Origin of the sequence: Microbacterium sp. SORGH_AS_0421, assembly GCF_030818635.1 — a bacterium.
Lineage (GTDB): Bacteria > Actinomycetota > Actinomycetes > Actinomycetales > Microbacteriaceae > Microbacterium.
Window position 1 is genome coordinate 1749069 of record NZ_JAUTAO010000001.1, and the last position, 14766, is coordinate 1763834.

General features: G+C 70.5%; 17 protein-coding genes, 1 tRNA gene and 1 pseudogene. 12 read left to right on the forward strand and 7 right to left on the reverse strand.

Annotated elements, in window-relative coordinates; genetic code table 11:
* The first annotated feature begins 2 nt into the window (after positions 1 to 2).
* The 4 genes and pseudogenes from QE416_RS08355 to QE416_RS08370 form a co-directional block, all read left to right on the forward strand.
* Entirely contained in the window at positions 3 to 524 is a 522-nt protein-coding gene (locus QE416_RS08355; protein WP_307315197.1) for a DUF3817 domain-containing protein, read from the forward strand.
* The gene (gene guaA, locus QE416_RS08360) at positions 521 to 2101 is read left to right on the forward strand and encodes a glutamine-hydrolyzing GMP synthase (RefSeq protein WP_307315200.1); all 1581 of its coding nucleotides are present in this window, start codon (positions 521 to 523) and stop codon (positions 2099 to 2101) included. The genes QE416_RS08355 and guaA overlap by 4 nt, the downstream gene beginning before the upstream one ends.
* Positions 2102 to 2411: 310 nt before the next feature.
* Entirely contained in the window at positions 2412 to 3779 is a 1368-nt protein-coding gene (locus QE416_RS08365; RefSeq protein ID WP_307315203.1) for a glycosyltransferase, read from the forward strand.
* Between the two features lie 10 nt (positions 3780 to 3789).
* Positions 3790 to 4068, forward strand: a pseudogene (locus tag QE416_RS08370) (TetR-like C-terminal domain-containing protein); the annotation flags it as partial.
* Here QE416_RS08370 and ligD read toward each other — a convergent pair.
* Positions 4035 to 5264 (reverse strand): non-homologous end-joining DNA ligase, encoded by a 1230-nt coding sequence (ligD, locus tag QE416_RS08375; RefSeq protein ID WP_307315211.1) that lies wholly within the window; start codon positions 5262 to 5264, stop codon positions 4035 to 4037. The pseudogene QE416_RS08370 and the gene ligD overlap by 34 nt on opposite strands.
* Positions 5265 to 5562: 298 nt before the next feature.
* Positions 5563 to 6432, reverse strand: coding sequence for a Bax inhibitor-1/YccA family protein (locus QE416_RS08380; RefSeq protein WP_307315215.1), 870 nt, complete (start codon positions 6430 to 6432; stop codon positions 5563 to 5565).
* Between the two features lie 142 nt (positions 6433 to 6574).
* Here QE416_RS08380 and QE416_RS08385 point away from each other — a divergent pair, with 142 nt between their 5' ends.
* The 4 genes from QE416_RS08385 to QE416_RS08400 all read left to right on the forward strand — a co-directional run bounded on the left by QE416_RS08385 (position 6575) and on the right by QE416_RS08400 (position 10868).
* Complete coding sequence (locus tag QE416_RS08385; protein WP_307315218.1) at positions 6575 to 7567, forward strand: glycerophosphodiester phosphodiesterase family protein; 993 nt, start codon at positions 6575 to 6577, stop codon at positions 7565 to 7567.
* A gap of 117 nt (positions 7568 to 7684) precedes the next feature.
* A complete protein-coding gene (locus tag QE416_RS08390; RefSeq protein WP_307315220.1) occupies positions 7685 to 8614 on the forward strand; it encodes an NAD(P)/FAD-dependent oxidoreductase in 930 nt (309 codons plus the stop codon).
* 131 nt (positions 8615 to 8745) lie between these two features.
* Positions 8746 to 9783 (forward strand): ABC transporter ATP-binding protein, encoded by a 1038-nt coding sequence (locus QE416_RS08395; RefSeq protein WP_307315222.1) that lies wholly within the window; start codon positions 8746 to 8748, stop codon positions 9781 to 9783.
* Positions 9780 to 10868, forward strand: a complete 1089-nt coding sequence (locus QE416_RS08400; RefSeq protein ID WP_307315224.1) for an ABC transporter permease — start codon at positions 9780 to 9782, stop codon at positions 10866 to 10868. The genes QE416_RS08395 and QE416_RS08400 overlap by 4 nt, the downstream gene beginning before the upstream one ends.
* A 130-nt stretch (positions 10869 to 10998) precedes the next feature.
* On the opposite strand, the gene QE416_RS08405 is transcribed toward QE416_RS08400, so the two are convergent.
* Positions 10999 to 11208: a hypothetical protein gene (locus tag QE416_RS08405; protein WP_210072266.1), complete on the reverse strand. Its 210-nt coding sequence runs from the start codon at positions 11206 to 11208 to the stop codon at positions 10999 to 11001.
* Between the two features lie 49 nt (positions 11209 to 11257).
* Complete coding sequence (locus QE416_RS08410) at positions 11258 to 12253, reverse strand: GTP-binding protein (protein ID WP_307315226.1); 996 nt, start codon at positions 12251 to 12253, stop codon at positions 11258 to 11260.
* A gap of 79 nt (positions 12254 to 12332) precedes the next feature.
* Between QE416_RS08410 and ykgO the strand changes: the two genes are divergently transcribed.
* The 3 genes from ykgO to QE416_RS08425 all read left to right on the forward strand — a co-directional run bounded on the left by ykgO (position 12333) and on the right by QE416_RS08425 (position 13148).
* Positions 12333 to 12455 carry a type B 50S ribosomal protein L36 gene (ykgO, locus tag QE416_RS08415; protein ID WP_056226526.1) on the forward strand — a complete coding sequence of 41 codons (123 nt, stop codon included), beginning with the start codon at positions 12333 to 12335 and terminating at the stop codon, positions 12453 to 12455.
* 91 nt (positions 12456 to 12546) lie between these two features.
* Positions 12547 to 12855 carry a helix-turn-helix transcriptional regulator gene (locus QE416_RS08420; protein ID WP_267786195.1) on the forward strand — a complete coding sequence of 103 codons (309 nt, stop codon included), beginning with the start codon at positions 12547 to 12549 and terminating at the stop codon, positions 12853 to 12855.
* Positions 12852 to 13148, forward strand: coding sequence for a hypothetical protein (locus tag QE416_RS08425; RefSeq protein ID WP_267786196.1), 297 nt, complete (start codon positions 12852 to 12854; stop codon positions 13146 to 13148). The genes QE416_RS08420 and QE416_RS08425 overlap by 4 nt, the downstream gene beginning before the upstream one ends.
* A gap of 90 nt (positions 13149 to 13238) precedes the next feature.
* Here the strand turns inward: QE416_RS08425 and QE416_RS08430 are convergent, their stop codons facing one another.
* Both QE416_RS08430 and QE416_RS08435 read right to left on the reverse strand, forming a co-directional pair.
* Positions 13239 to 13463 carry an RNA-binding S4 domain-containing protein gene (locus tag QE416_RS08430; RefSeq protein ID WP_210072263.1) on the reverse strand — a complete coding sequence of 75 codons (225 nt, stop codon included), beginning with the start codon at positions 13461 to 13463 and terminating at the stop codon, positions 13239 to 13241.
* 19 nt (positions 13464 to 13482) lie between these two features.
* Positions 13483 to 14238: a DUF2071 domain-containing protein gene (locus QE416_RS08435; protein WP_307315234.1), complete on the reverse strand. Its 756-nt coding sequence runs from the start codon at positions 14236 to 14238 to the stop codon at positions 13483 to 13485.
* Positions 14239 to 14304: 66 nt separating this feature from the next.
* Between QE416_RS08435 and QE416_RS08440 the strand changes: the two genes are divergently transcribed.
* Positions 14305 to 14652, forward strand: coding sequence for a metalloregulator ArsR/SmtB family transcription factor (locus QE416_RS08440; protein ID WP_307317896.1), 348 nt, complete (start codon positions 14305 to 14307; stop codon positions 14650 to 14652).
* Here the strand turns inward: QE416_RS08440 and QE416_RS08445 are convergent.
* Positions 14653 to 14725, reverse strand: a tRNA-Met gene (locus QE416_RS08445). It lies immediately after the preceding gene.
* Positions 14726 to 14766: the final 41 nt, after the last annotated feature.

The window sequence follows — 14766 nt, forward strand, 5'->3', positions numbered from 1 at the left end:
CCATGCCCCGCGCCCCGAAGCTCGCCTCTTTCCCGGCGATCCGCGGAGCCCTGAAGTTCTACCAGATCTGCTCGATCATCACGGGTGTTGGCCTGCTTCTGCTCGTCGCCGAGATGATCCTGAAGTACACGCCCATTCACGTGGAGCTGTTCCTCGGCGGATCCGGTGGCTTCCTGTGGTTCGCGGATGCCGTGCCCGGCCCCGACTGCCAGTGGTTCTCGCTCTTCGTTCCGGGCGGCAACGGGTGTTCGATCCTGTCCACCGGCGACGGCGTGAACGTCTCGCTGGCGATCCTGGTGGTCCACGGCTGGTTCTACGTCGTCTACCTCATCTCGTGCTTCCGCGTGTGGAGCCTCATGCGGTGGCCGTTCCGCCGGTTCGTCTTCCTCGCCCTCGGTGGCGTGGTGCCGTTCCTCTCCTTCATCCTCGAGGTGCGCACCGCCCGTCGCGTGCGCGCCTATCTCGCCGAGCGTGAGGCCGCGAAGGCCGCCGCTCCCGTTCCCGCCCCGGAAGGCAACCGGTGACCGAACAGACCGAAACGTCCCAGCGCCCTGTCCTCGTCGTCGACTTCGGCGCCCAGTACGCGCAGCTGATCGCCCGCCGCGTCCGCGAGGCCGGTGTCTACAGCGAGATCGTGCCGCACACCGCGTCGGCGCAAGAGATCGCGGCGAAGAATCCCGTGGGCATCATCCTGTCGGGTGGTCCCTCGTCCGTGTACGAAGAGGGAGCCCCGAGCCTCGACTCCGGCGTCTTCGATCTCGACGTCCCGACCCTCGGCATCTGCTACGGCTTCCAGGTGATGGCCAAGGCGCTCGGCGGAGAGGTGGCGAACACCGGCCTCCGCGAGTACGGGGCGACGGATGCCACGGTCGTCACCGAGGGCACGCTGCTCGAGGGGCAGCCCGCCGAGCAGAACGTGTGGATGAGCCACGGCGACCAGGTCTCGCGCGCTCCCGAGGGCTTCGAGGTGCTCGCCCGCACCGCGCACACTCCCGTCGCCGCGTTCGCGAACGACGCGCGCCGCATGTACGGCGTGCAGTGGCATCCCGAGGTCAAGCACTCCGACCACGGTCAGCACGTGCTCGAGAACTTCCTTCACAAGGCCGCAGGGCTCCCCGCCGACTGGAACAGCGGCAACGTCATCGCGGAGCAGGTGGAGCGCATCCGCCAGCAGGTCGGGAGCAGCCGCGTCATCTCGGCGCTGTCCGGCGGCGTCGACTCCGCCGTGTCGACCGCCCTCGTTCACGAGGCCGTCGGCGACCAGCTCATCGCCGTGTTCGTCGACCACGGTCTGCTCCGTCAGGGCGAGCGCGAGCAGGTCGAGAACGACTACGTCGCCTCCACCGGTGTGAAGCTCATCACCGTCGACGCGCGTGAGACGTTCCTGAACGCCCTCGCCGGGGTCAGCGACCCGGAGCAGAAGCGCAAGATCATCGGCCGCGAGTTCATCCGCGCCTTCGAGAAGGTGCAGGCCGACCTCGTCGCCGAGGCCAAGGCCGAGGGCGAGCAGGTGCGCTTCCTCGTGCAGGGAACGCTCTACCCCGACGTCGTCGAGTCGGGTGGCGGAGCCGGTACCGCGAACATCAAGAGCCACCACAACGTCGGCGGTCTGCCCGAGGACCTGCAGTTCGAGCTCGTCGAGCCGCTGCGCACCCTCTTCAAGGACGAGGTGCGCGCCATCGGACGCGAGCTGGGCCTGCCCGAAGCCATCGTCGGCCGTCAGCCCTTTCCGGGGCCCGGCCTTGGCATCCGCATCGTGGGTGAGGTCACCGCTGACCGTCTCGAGATCCTGCGTGAGGCCGACGCCATCGCCCGCGCCGAGCTGACCAAAGCCGGTCTCGACAACGAGATCTGGCAGTGCCCCGTCGTGCTGCTCGCCGACGTGCGCTCGGTGGGCGTCCAGGGCGACGGCCGCACCTACGGGCACCCCATCGTGCTGCGCCCGGTCTCGAGCGAAGACGCGATGACCGCCGACTGGACGCGCCTGCCCTACGACGTGCTGTCGAAGATCTCGAACCGCATCACCAACGAGGTGCGCGACGTCAACCGCGTGGTTCTCGACGTGACGTCGAAGCCGCCGGGGACGATCGAATGGGAGTGAGCGTCTAGCCCGCTCCCGCGCCGACGTCGTCGGCCGGCTCCGGGGCACCGCCTTCGGGTCGAGAGCGGGGCCCCTACCCCGATCGACCCGAAGACGGTGCCCCTTCGCCGTCCTGCGTCGGCGGCGCTCCGTCTGTCCGCGAAGGGTATGCAAAACCGGGACCCTGGCCCGATCGACTCGGGAGGGCGTGTCACGTGTCCTCGCGTTCGCGGCTGGGCGTGCGCTCCGCCGCTTCCGGCGGAAAGAAGGACAGGGCTGCCGCGCCTCCGGCGTGCCGCGGGTGACGCGGCGGGTGGGGGAGGATGGGGGCGTGACTTCCGGCGACTTCCCCGACGCGTGGTACCTCATCCTGTCGAGCCGGCTGATACCCGACCTCGACGGCGGGTACACGATCGCCACCCTCGCGCGGGCGCGGCAGATGGCCCTGGCCGGCGCGGACCCCCTCCTGCTGACCGTCGACCCGGGTGACGCCGACGCTCACTCTGCGCAGCGCGCGACCTTCGTCGAGCGGGGGGCGGCCTCGGCATCCGGGATCTTCCGCAACCTCTTCGACGAGGCCGTCGACGCCGAGGGGGGAGCCGCGGCGTGGTTGCGCGAGGCGGCGCACGCGGGGGACGCCGATCCGGCGCTGGAGTACCGCCTCGTGGCCGGGGGAGCGGTCGAGCTCCCCGTGGTCATCGACCCCGACTGGCACCTCGCGACCGCGCCGATCGTGATCCGGGATGCCGCGGGCGGACCCGTCGGCGTGATCGACGGATTCGGGGCGCTGTACCGCGCGTGGCTGACGCACCTGGCCGACCGGCTCCGTGTCGACAACGACCGGCCGGTCGTCGTCATCTGCGAGTCGCGGCAGCTCGGCGAGCTCATCGCGGGCTGGGGCGATGACGACGTGCGGATCGTGCACGCGGTGCACACGATCCACCTCGAGCCACCCTTCCAAGCCGACTCCGACCTCAACCCGCTGTGGACGCGCTGGTTCGACATCGCGCCGCGCTTCGACGCCGTGCTCTGGCCGACCGCCTACCAGCGCGACGACGTGCGGGCGCGCTTCGGTGCCGGGGCGAACGACGTGGTCGCGCCGCACGGCGTGAAGGCTCCGGATGCCGTCGTGCCGGCGTCGCAGCGGCAGCGCGGCCTCGTCGTGGTCTTGGGGCGGCTCGCCCCGGGAAAGCGTCTCGACCGCGCGATCGAGGCCTTCGCCCGCGTGCTCGAAGATGTGCCGAACGCCCGACTCGAGCTGTGGGGAGAGGGGGCGCAGCGGAAGACGCTCGAGGCCCTCGTCGCGGAGCGCGGACTGCGGCACGCCGTCTCGCTGCCGGGGCTCACCACCGATCCGGGCGCCGTGCTCGACCGAGCGGCGGTGTACCTCACGACCTCCGCCTTCGAGGGGCAGGGGCTGGCCCTCGCCGAGGCCCTCGCGCACGGAACGCCCGTGGTCGCCTGGGACATCCGCTACGGCCCGCGCGACATGCTCGCCTCGGGTGGCGGCATCCTGGTGCCCGACGGTGATGACGACGCCCTCGTCGACGCTCTGCGCCGGGTGCTCACCGACGACCCGTTGCGAGAGGGCCTCGCGGACGAGGCGCGAGAGGCGGCGGATGCCGTGAGCCCGACGCGTGCGATGCGCACGCTCGCCGACGTAGCCCGAGAGGCGCTCGGACGGCCGCGGCGGCGATGAGCGCCTCGCGGCCATGAGCGCGCCGGTGCTGCGTACGACGACGTCGGCCGTGGGGGAGGGGCACGCGCTCGACGCCGCCCGCCTGCTGACGGCCTGGGCCACCGGGTTCGTCACGGTGGAGCTCGCGGGCGCGTTCCGCCTCGGCGGCGATCTCGACGAGGCCTACCGTTACGGACGGAACCATCTCGTCGCGTCGCTCACGCGGGGCCAGGATGCGTCGCTCCTGCGGGGGCAGGAGGGCTCGCGTGCGCGGGGTCAGGATGCCGAGCGGCCGGCCCAGGGGTCGTAGTCGGCGATCAGGGCTTCTTGCGCCGGGCGTGCGGCATCCGGAACGTGCTGCAGGTTCACGCGGACGCGGTACCAGAGCGAACTCGACCCGCGCATGCCGTCGACGAGGACGTCGGCGGGGTGGAGCCCAGCGGCCGCTTCGGGATGCCGCTGTTTCCAGATCTCGAGGGATTCCATCGCCTCGGGCTTCGTCTTCGTTCGCGCGACCTCGATGAGCGGCATGGTCGAGGTGCGGCGGCCGGAACCGTCGGAGCCGCGCGGCGGCTTCTCGGCGGGTCCGAGCTCTCTCGCGAGAGCGAGGAGTCCATCGAGCGAACCCGCGGCGTCGTCGATCCCCGCGTGCGGATCGCCGATCGCGCGGAAGCGCTCGGGCACGGTGAGGACGGTGAACTCCTCGGGACGGCGGTCGCGCACCTCGTCCCAGGTGAGCGGCGTCGACACGCGGGCGTCGGGCAGCGCGCGGATCGAGTACGCCGAGGCGACCGTGCGGTCCTTGGCGTTCTGATTGAAGTCGACGAAGACGCTCTCACCGCGCTCCTCTTTCCACCACCGGGCGGTCGCGAGACCGGGTGCGCGGTTCTCGACCTCTCGGGCGAGGGTCTCGGCGGCCAGGCGCACGTCGGTGTAATCCCACTCGGGGCGGATACGCACGAGGATGTGCAGCCCGCGCGAGCCGGAGGTCTTCGGCCATCCGACGAGACCGTGGTCTTCGAGCACCTCGCGGGCGATGAAGGCGACATCGACGATCTGCGACCAGTCGACGCCCGGCATCGGGTCGAGGTCGACGCGAAGCTCGTCGGGGTGATCGAGGTCTTCGGCGCGCACGGGATGCGGATTGAGGTCGAGGCAGCCGAGGTTCACGACCCACGCCAGTCCCGCGGCATCCCGGATCACCGTCTCTTCGGCGGAGGTGCCGGAGGCGTAGTGCAGGGTGGCGGTGTCGATGAAGGCGGGGTGGTTCTCGGGGACGCGCTTCTGGAAGAACGGCTCCTGGTCGAGGCCCTTCGAGAACCGCTTGAGCACCATCGGCCGGCCGCCGGCCCCGCGGAGGGCGCCCTCGGCGACCGAGAGGTAATAGCGCACGAGGTCGAGCTTGGTGAGGCCCGGCTCGGTGAAGACGACGCGGTCGGGGCTCGTGACGCGCACCTCGTGGCCGTCGATGTCGAGGATCTCGGGCGGCGTCTTCGCGGGGCTCATGGCGCGAGGCTAGCGCCGGGGCGTCGGCGGGCGGCACCCCTTGCGGCGGGATGCCGGGTGGTCGCGGGGTTGTTGAGTGTCCAGGAAACCCGGGTCATTTCTCGAGACGTCCGCGTGTTTTGGACACTCAACGGTGGGGTGCAGGCGGGTGGGGTGCAGGCGGGGCGGGGGGCAGGCGCGCGGAGGCGGGCAGGCGCGGCGTGGGGGCCCCAGCACGGGAGGAATGATCCCGGATGCCGGCACCCCACGACGAAGGGCCGCCCCGAAACGGGACGGCCCTTCTCGCGAGAACGCGACGTCAGTTGTTGCCGCGGAGGATCGCGATCATGCGCAGGATCTCGACGTACAGCCACACGACGGTGACCATGATGCCGAAGGCGCCGACCCAGCCGTAGACGCGGGCGGCACCGTTACGGACGCCGCGCTGGATCTGGTCGAAGTCGAGCACCAGCGAGTACGCGGCCATGATGACCACGAAGACGCCGATGACCAGACCGAGCGGGATACCCGCGATCTTCATGCTGTACAGGCCGAAGGCACCGCCCGCGATGGGGACGTTGAACAGCATCAGGCCCAGGTTGAGCAGGGCGAAGACCATGTAGCCGACCATGGCGATCATGAAGATCTTGGTGGCGCGGGCCGAGGCGCGGATCTTGCCGCTCGCGAACAGGGCGAGGGTCACACCGACGACGGACAGGGTGCCGAGGGTCGCCTGCAGGACGATGCCCGGGAAGATGAACTCGAAGAACGCCGAGATGCCACCGACGAACAGGCCTTCGAACGCCGCGTAGGCGATGAAGACGGGGACGGAGGGCTTCTTCTTGAACGTTGCGACCATCGCCAGCACGAAGCCGACGAGGCCACCGACGATCATCGGCGCAGCGCTGGGGTTCGGGTTGGCGGCGCTGACGCCGGCCATCGACCAGATCCAGCCGACGACGGCCGTGACGACGAGGATGCCGAACAGGGCGAGCGTCTTCATGACGGTGTCTTCGACCGTCATGCGGCCGGTGTCGACGGCGCTCGCCGACGGGGCGGCGTACGCGCCTTCGATCGAGGCGGCGGCGGCGGGATCGACGGCCGGGGGCGGGCTGTAGCGCGTATTCGCGCCACCGGCTCGAGGGTCCTGGAACGCCGGGTTGTTGAATGCCGGGTTGTTGAGGGCCACGGGAACTCACACTCCAAAGATGGTGATCACAGCACCGTGCTGTCAGACAACACTAGCCGAGCAGGGCGGCAGATTCCTTGTGCTGACTGGGATTCTGCTTTGAGCGCACCCGCTCGTCACCCGGTCTCGCTAGCGTGTCGAGGTGCCTGTCGTCATCGGTCATCGCGGTGCCCCCGGATATCTGCCCGAGCACTCCCGCGGCTCGTATCTGCGGGCGATCGCGGAGGGGGTGGATGCTGTCGAGCCCGACGTCGTCCCCTCGAGCGACGGCGTGCTGGTCGTGCGGCACGAGAACGAGATCTCAGGCACCACGGACGTATCGACGCGACCGGAGTTCGCCGAGCGGCGCACGTCGAAGATCGTCGACGGGGAGCGGCTGACCGGCTGGTTCGTCGAGGACTTCACGTGGGAGGAGCTGCGGACCCTGCACTGCCGTGAGCGGATTCCCGCCCTCCGCCCCGCCAGCGCGGCCCACGACGACACCGAACCGCTGCTGCGCCTTCGCGACGTCCTCGACCTCGCCGGGCAGGGCGGGGTGGGCGTGGTGCTCGAGATCAAGCACGCGGCGTTCTTCGCCCGACTCGGGTTCGACCTGGCCGAGCTCGTCGACGCCGAGCTGCGCGCGGCGGGATGGCGGGATGCCGAGGACGCGCTCGTCATCGAGTCGTTCGAGCCCCTGGTCCTGGCGCGGCTGCGAGAGCGCGGCATCCGGATCCCGCTCGTGCAGCTCATCGACGCGCAGGGGGCGCCGTGGGATCTGCGGGAGCGCGACGGGGCGGACGCCGCCTCGTACGCCTCGATGCTGACTGCGGCGGGTCTCGATGTTCTCGCCGGCGAGGTGCAGGGGATCAGCCCCGACAAACGCTCGGTGCTCGCGCCCGATGAGCGCGGCGTCGCGCGAGGACCGGCGCGGTTCGTGCGCGAGGCGCAGGATCGGGGCCTGCGGGTCTTCACGTGGACGTGCCGCCCCGAGAACGCCTTTCTGCTGCCCGCCTATCGGGGGCCGGGCGGCGACGCCGCGTTCGGCGACTGGCGACGCGAGTGGACCGTGTTGCGCGACGCCGGACTCGACGGGGTGTTCGTGGATCATCCCGATCTGGGCGTCGAGTTCTTCGGGGCGGGACGAAACTCCTGAGTTTCGACCCGCGTGTCGGTCGTTTCGGTCGCTGGACCGCGTCGAGGCGGCGATTCTCAGGAGTTCGCCCTGCGCAACCCCGACGCCCGGCGCGCACGCAGCCGACAGGATGGCCGCATGACGATGGATGTGACGGTGATCGGCGGCGGGATCTCGGGTCTCGCGTGCGCGCGGGCGGTTCACGAGGCCGGTCGCGCGGTGAGCGTGCTCGATCGCGGGCGCCGGGTGGGCGGACGTTTGTCGAGCCGCACGATCGACGGGCGGCCCGTGGATCTCGGGGCGTCGTACTTCGTGGTCGGCGAGGCTGACGGCTTCGCCCACGTCGTCGCCGACTGGGAGGAGCGCGGGCTCGCGCGGCCGTGGACCGACACGTTCCAGGTGATCGACCCCGATGGCGGGTGCACGCCCAAGCCCGGACCGATGCGGTGGGCCGCTCCCGCCGGGTTGCGCTCGCTCGCTCTCGACCTCGCCGAGGGGCTCGAGGTCTCGTCGGAGCGTGTCGTCGAAAACGCGGGGCCCTTCCGGGTCGACGGTGAGGATGCGGGCGAGGTCGTCCTGGCGATGCCGGCCCCGCAGGCGGCGCGACTGACCGGTGAGGCGCCCGGCGGCGCCCAGGAGTGGGATCCGGTGATCGCCGTCGTCCTGCGGTGGGATCAGCGGCAGTGGGATGCCGACCTGCACGGCGCCTTCGCCGACGGCGACGCCGACGTGTCGTTCCTCGCCGACGACGGCGACCGCCGCGGGGACGACGCTGCCGTGCTCGTCGTCCACACCACGGCCGATCGCGCCCGACAGCACCTCGACGATCCCGAGGCGGCCATCGCCCCGGTGCTCGCGGCGACCCGGCGGCTGCTCGGCATCGATGTCGAGCCGGTGTCGACGCACGCGCATCGCTGGACCTTCGCCCGGCCGGTCGAAACGACCGGGCAACCGTTCTTCCGCTCGCCGGGGCTCTCCGCCTGCGGGGACGCGTGGGGCGACAGCGCCGCCGTCCGCACCGCGTGGGCGTCGGGCGATGCCCTGGGGCGGGCGCTCGCGGCATCCTGAAGCGCATCGAGGACACGCGCGGGCGGCGACCGAGCGAAAAGCCCTGGTGAACCTCGCCATCGTCGGCGCGTGACGGCCGCTCGACGACGAGAGCCCTCGGCGGTGTCGGAGGCTCCCTCTATGGTGAGGCTATGGATGCCGGTATCGACGTCGCGGGAGTCAAACGTTCCTTCGGAGCGGTGCACGCCGTACAGCAGGTGACGTTCACGGCCCTGCCCGGCCGGGTCACCGGACTCGTCGGGCCCAACGGTTCGGGCAAGACAACGCTCATGCTCATGCTCGCGTCGCTTCTGCGACCCGACGAGGGCGAGATGCGCATCGGCGGAATCGACCCCGTGTCCGACCCCGCCGGCGCGCGTCGTCTTCTCGGATGGATGCCGGATTCCCTCGGCGCCTGGCCGAGCCTCACCTCGCGCGAGGTGCTGGTGGCGACCGCGCAGCTCTACGACCTCTCGCGCGAGGACGCACGGGCCCGGGCCGACCACCTGCTGGAGCTCGTCGACCTCGGCGCGCTCGCCGCCTCTCCCGCCCGGGTTCTGTCACGAGGGCAGAAGCAGCGACTGGCGTTGGCGCGTGCTCTGGTGCACGACCCCCGGGTGCTGCTGCTCGACGAGCCCGCCTCCGGCCTCGACCCTCAAGCGCGCATCGCATTGCGCGTGCTGCTGCGGCGGCTGGCGGCCGAGGGGCGCACCATCCTCATCTCGAGCCACGTGCTCGCGGAGCTCGAAGAGGTCGTCGACGACGCCGTCTTCCTGGTCGACGGGCGCACCGTCAGCACCGACCGCGTCGCGGCCGCGGCGACCCGCGTGCGGGTGTGGCGGGTGCGGGTCCCCGCCGACGTCGCCCGCTCCCCGGACGCCGTGCGCGACGACGTCGCGGCCGCCCTCGGGCGCACGACCGGCGAGGTGCGCGTCGACCGGCGTGACGTGCTCGTGCCTTTCGTCGACGAGGCGGGCGCCGTCGCGGGTCTGCGTTCGCTCGTGAGCGCGGGGCTGCCGATCGTCGAGTTCGCCCCGGCCGTCGGCGATCTCGAGCACGCGTTCCTCGATCTGCGGGCCGACGCATCGCCGTCCGTACCCGAGGGCGCTTCCACACCGGTGGTCGATCCCGCACCACCCGGCTCCTGGCAGCCGCCCGCCGACCGTACCGACGACGGGAGCGCCTCGTGAACCTGCATCGCCTTCGCACGATCATCGGTATCGAGCTGCGTCAGCGCGTGCGTTCCGTCGGTTGGTACGTGCTGCTCGGGATCTTCGCGGTCATCCTCATCGCCCTGCTGAGCCTCTCGTTCGCCGCGTTCTCGCTCACGACGGGCGGCAGCGAATGGTTCTTCTCGCTCGTCATCATGCTCGTGCTGCTGCTCACGCTGCTGGTCTCACCGACCCTGAGCGGCAGCGCGGTGAACGGCGATCGGGATGCGGCGACCCTCGCCCCCGTCCAGGTCACTCTCGTCACGACGATCGAGATCGTGATCGGCAAGTTCCTCGCCGCGTGGATCTCGGGACTGGCATTCCTCGTGGTGGCGCTGCCGTTCCTGGTCGTTGCGACCCTCGCCGGAGCGCTCAACCCCGGTGCGATCGTGACCTCGCTCGGCATCCTGATCATCGAGGTCGGCATCGTCGCAGCGATCGGGGTGGGGCTGAGCGCGGTGATCGCCCGGCCGATCTTCTCCGTCGCGTCGACGTATCTGTTGGTGGCGGCGTTGACGGTGGGGACGCTGATCGCCTTCGGACTCGGGGGTGCGGCTCTGCGCACCCAGACGACGACGATCAGCCGCGAGGTCGATTGGAACGCCATCCCTGCCGGGTGCGACCCCGGCGCCCCGGTGCGCTCGACCGACTGCCCGAGTTACGACCAGTTGCCGTGCGTCGAGTCCCGCACCCTCTCCGAGCAGCCGCGTTTCGATCGCGTGTGGTGGATCCTCGCGGCGAACCCCTTCGTGATCCTCGCCGACGCGACTCCGCCGACGTACGTCGACGGCTACCCGACCGACCTGTTCTCGCAGATCGCCTCCGGCGTCCGTCTGGCGCAGATCGCTCCCGAAGCGACCACGTCGTTCGACGGATGTGCTCAATCCCGCGGGTGGAACGTCGATGCCTACCCGAGCACCGAGCAGCGAGTCGCGGGCACCGCGCCGAGCTGGTTCGTCGGGCTGTTCGTCCAGTTGCTGCTGGCGAGTGGTCTGCTCGCATGGGGCGTCGCCCGCACGCGCACGCCCGCGAAGAGGCTGCCGCCGGGGACGCGCATCGCCTAGCGCGGCCCGTCGGCCGCCGTCGCCCGCCGGGCGTGCCGCCGGTCATCGCTCACGGTGGCCGTGCGCGCGCAAACGGGCGAGGGGCACCCTCCTGGATCAGGATGGGCGCCCCGCCGGTTCGTTGCGAGACTCAGGCGTGTCCTTCGGCCGCCGGGAACCCGGGGTCGGCGGCGGGAGCGTCGTCGCCGTCGAGGGCGTCGCCGGTGTGGTCGTCGAGGCTCACGTGCTCCTCGGCTTCGGCGGCGTCTTCGCGGACCTCGTCGGTCACGGCGTCGGTGGGGGCGGCCGAGTCGGCGCGAGCGTCGTCGGAGTGGCGGGAGGGGATGTCAGGAGTGCTCATGCGCTCACGCTCCTCCTCCGGTGCGGTGCGGGCGACCGGCTTGACACGGTCAGTCGGTGGCATCCGGGATCGACGAATCCACCGCGGGCCAGGCAGGCAGGGGGTCATCGAACGCCAGCCACGCCGAGGGCCCGGCGGCGAGCTCGTCGTCGGTGAGGGCCGCGTGGTCGAGGACGTGCGCGAGCTTCGGTGCCGACAGATCGAGTCCGGTGAAGACGATCTCCTGGCCCATGCCCATGCGGCCGTCGTCGGTGCCGAGCGGCTCGATCCACATCGCGGAGCCCACGTGCTCCCACCGAGCCAGGATGCCGGGGCGAGACGCCAGGCGGCAGAAGCCCGCCGAGCGCACCAGGCGTCCGGCAGCGCCCGCGTCCAGCCGGTCGAGTGCCGCCGAGAGGCGCGCGGGGTGGAACGGCCGCAGCTGCTCGTAGCGGAGCGTCATCACGCGGTTGTCGCGCATGTAGGGGTCGTGTTCGCCGTTGAGGGCGTGCACCCATCCGGCGCGCTCCAGGATCTCGCCCTCGTGCGTCGCGGCCGAGTGCAGGTCGCTCACCGGGTCGCGCGACAGCCGGACGACCGCTGTCGGGTTCAGGTGCGAGGCCAGTGCCATCTGCACCGCCAGCGCCGGGGTCGGCACCTGCTCCCAGTTCACCCAGACGATGCGGGTCGCGAGCTCCAGCGCGAGGGCGGCCTGACGCGCCCGCGCGCCGACGTCACCGCGGGTGTCACCGTGATTCGCGGCTGCCGACAGGGGGGCGTCGTCGAGAAGGTCGCCGATCATGTGGCGGGCGTCGACGACGCACACCGCCTCGACCTCGGGTCCGCCGCGTGCCGCGATCGAGTGGATGAGGTCGACGTCGGTGCCGAGATCGACCACGGACGCGGTGTCGTCCGCGCGCGGCCGGGGGAGCGGGAGCGCGTGAGGCACGCGGAGGTCGGCGTACCGCAGCAGATGAAGGGGCCGCGACAGGGCGACGGCGGTCCGTTCCGAGTAGGTCCGGCGCTCGGGGGCGCACACGCCCATGATGGCGATCGTGCGGGGCATGGCATCCACCTCTCATTTGTCAGGGGAGTGGGGACACTCTAGCTTGTTATTGATAACGCTTATCAACAAGGAGGATGCCATGAAGGTCCGAGCGTCGATCAAGTCCCTCAAGAAACAGCCCGGTGCGCAGGTCGTGCGTCGGCGCGGCAAGGTGTTCGTGATCAACAAGCTCAACCCGCGCTTCAAGGGTCGACAGGGGTGATCGCCGGGTCGCTGCGATAACGGAAACGAGAACCGTTCCCAGATAGGTGAACACATTGCAATCCGTGCATGTGTGTGGTGGTCTAGGTGTCGTGGACAAGATCGCGGGGCTCGACGAGGCCGCCGAGCTGTTCAAGGTTCTCGGCAACGAGTCGCGTCTGGCGCTCGTCTGGCTGCTGAGCCGCGAACCGCTCACGGTCGGCGCGCTCGCCGAGCGCGCCGGACTCTCGCAGCCGCTGGTGTCACAGCACCTGCGGACCCTGCGGCAGTCGGGGCTCGTCAGCTCGGAACGCGAGGGCAAAGAGATCCGCTATGCCCTCGCCGACCAGCACGTCGCTCATGTCGTGCTCGATGCGATCGCCCACGTCCAGGAACCGAACGACCAGGGGAACGAACAATGAGCATCGCTGAGACCCACGCCGAGCACACCGTCGACGAGCACGCGCACGGCGACGACTGCGGCCACCAGAAGATCGAGCACGGCGACCACGTCGACTACGTGCACGGGACCCATCACCACGCCCTCCACGGCGACCACTACGACGAGCACGAGTCGAAGGCCGAGCACACCGTCGACGAGCACGCCCACGGCGATGACTGCGGTCACGAGAAGGTCGAGCACGACGGCCACGCCGACTACGTGCACGACGGACACCGTCACGCGCTGCACGCCGATCACTACGACGAGCACTGAGCTCGAGCGGCATCCTGTGTCACGAGCGCAGGGTGCTTCGAGGCCCGCTTCCCCTTTCGGGGTGGCGGGCCTTTCGCGTCGCGGTGCGGCTCAGGCCTGCACGCGGAACGAACGCCCCTCGAAGGTCACGACGTCGCCGACCTGAAGCTGGCGGCCGCGGCGGCGGTCGACCTCACCGTTGACCTCGACGTAGCCGTCGATGATCGCCTCTTTCACGTCTCCGCCGGAGTCGAGGATGCTGGCGAACTTCATGAACTGGCCGAGGCGGATGCCCTCGCTGCCGACGGGTACGTCCTGGGGCTCGGGGGAGGTCATGCGTCCAGTCTGGCAGCAGTCACGGGGCCGGTGCGGGTTCGGAAACGCTGCTCCATCGAGTCGGGACGTAGTGCATGAGCAGGGCGTGATCGAACTCGGCGGCGCCGGCGGGCAGGGTCTCGAAGAAGGTCGACGAGAGGTCGGCGACGGCGAGCGGCTCGACGCGCCACGCGTCGGTGTCGAGCCGGAGGCCCTCGAGCGGGCCGGAGCGCGTGGGGGACCACCCCACGGCATCCTTTTGAAAGAAGGCCGACGAGTCTTCGAGCGTTTCGAAGAGGCGGCTGTGGAACGGGATGCCGGGACCCCGGCGAGCCGTGACGCGCACGCGCAGGTCGTCGGCGTCGACGCTGACCGCGAGGTCGTCGGCGGTGGTGCGGAAGTCGACGCTCGCCGGGGCGTGCGTTCCGGGGAAGACGCGACCGCCGACGAGTCGGACGAGGCGCGAGGAGCTGTGACGGCGGGGAATGTACACGCCGGTTCGCGGGCCGTCTGCGGTGTTCCACTCGACCGCGATGCGGTGCGCGGCATTTCGGCTGCGGTGTCCGACCGCGGGGGTGAACCATGTGGGGCGTAAAGCCGTGAGCTGGATCAGGCAGACGCCCGCGACCGCGCTGCCGGCGACGAGTTGGGGGCGCAAGCCCTGAGGTAGCAGAGACCCGGCGACGTCGGGGTCGACGCGGTAGTTGACGAGCACGCGTTGGGCGATCGTCGCGGCCATCGGCGGGAGGCGGGATGCGGGGTTCTTTCGGACCCGCGTGTTCGTCTGCTCGGTCATGAGTCATCCTTCGCTATTTAGCGAAGAAGCTACACGCAATTTAGCTACAGTGCTAGATTGGGTTCCGTGACCGACACGGCATCCGACATCTTCGCGGCTCTCGCGCACCCCACGCGGCGCCAGATCCTGCAAGATCTCAAGAACGGTGAGATGGCCGCGGGTGAGATCGCGGCGCGGTTCGACGCGAGCGGGCCGACCATCTCGCGGCACCTCGGCGTGCTACGCCAAGCCGGTCTCATCTCGGAGCGGCGTGACGCGAACCGCATCCTGTACTCGCTCGTCGGCGAACGGCTGGCGCTGTCGGTCGGCGATTTCCTGTCGACGGTGTGCCCGGAGCAGATCGTGTTGCGCGAGGTGCGGAAGCGCCGGCCGGCTCCGCGTGCCGGCGCCGACGCGGTCTCAACTGAGGCGTAGACGCGACGGCGGGAGTCGAACCCGCCACGCCTTCGGTTATGAGCCGAGGCCCGGGACCGCCCGGATCGCCGCGATGTGTCCCCACGCTAACCCGGGGTGCAGGAAGGGCGAAGA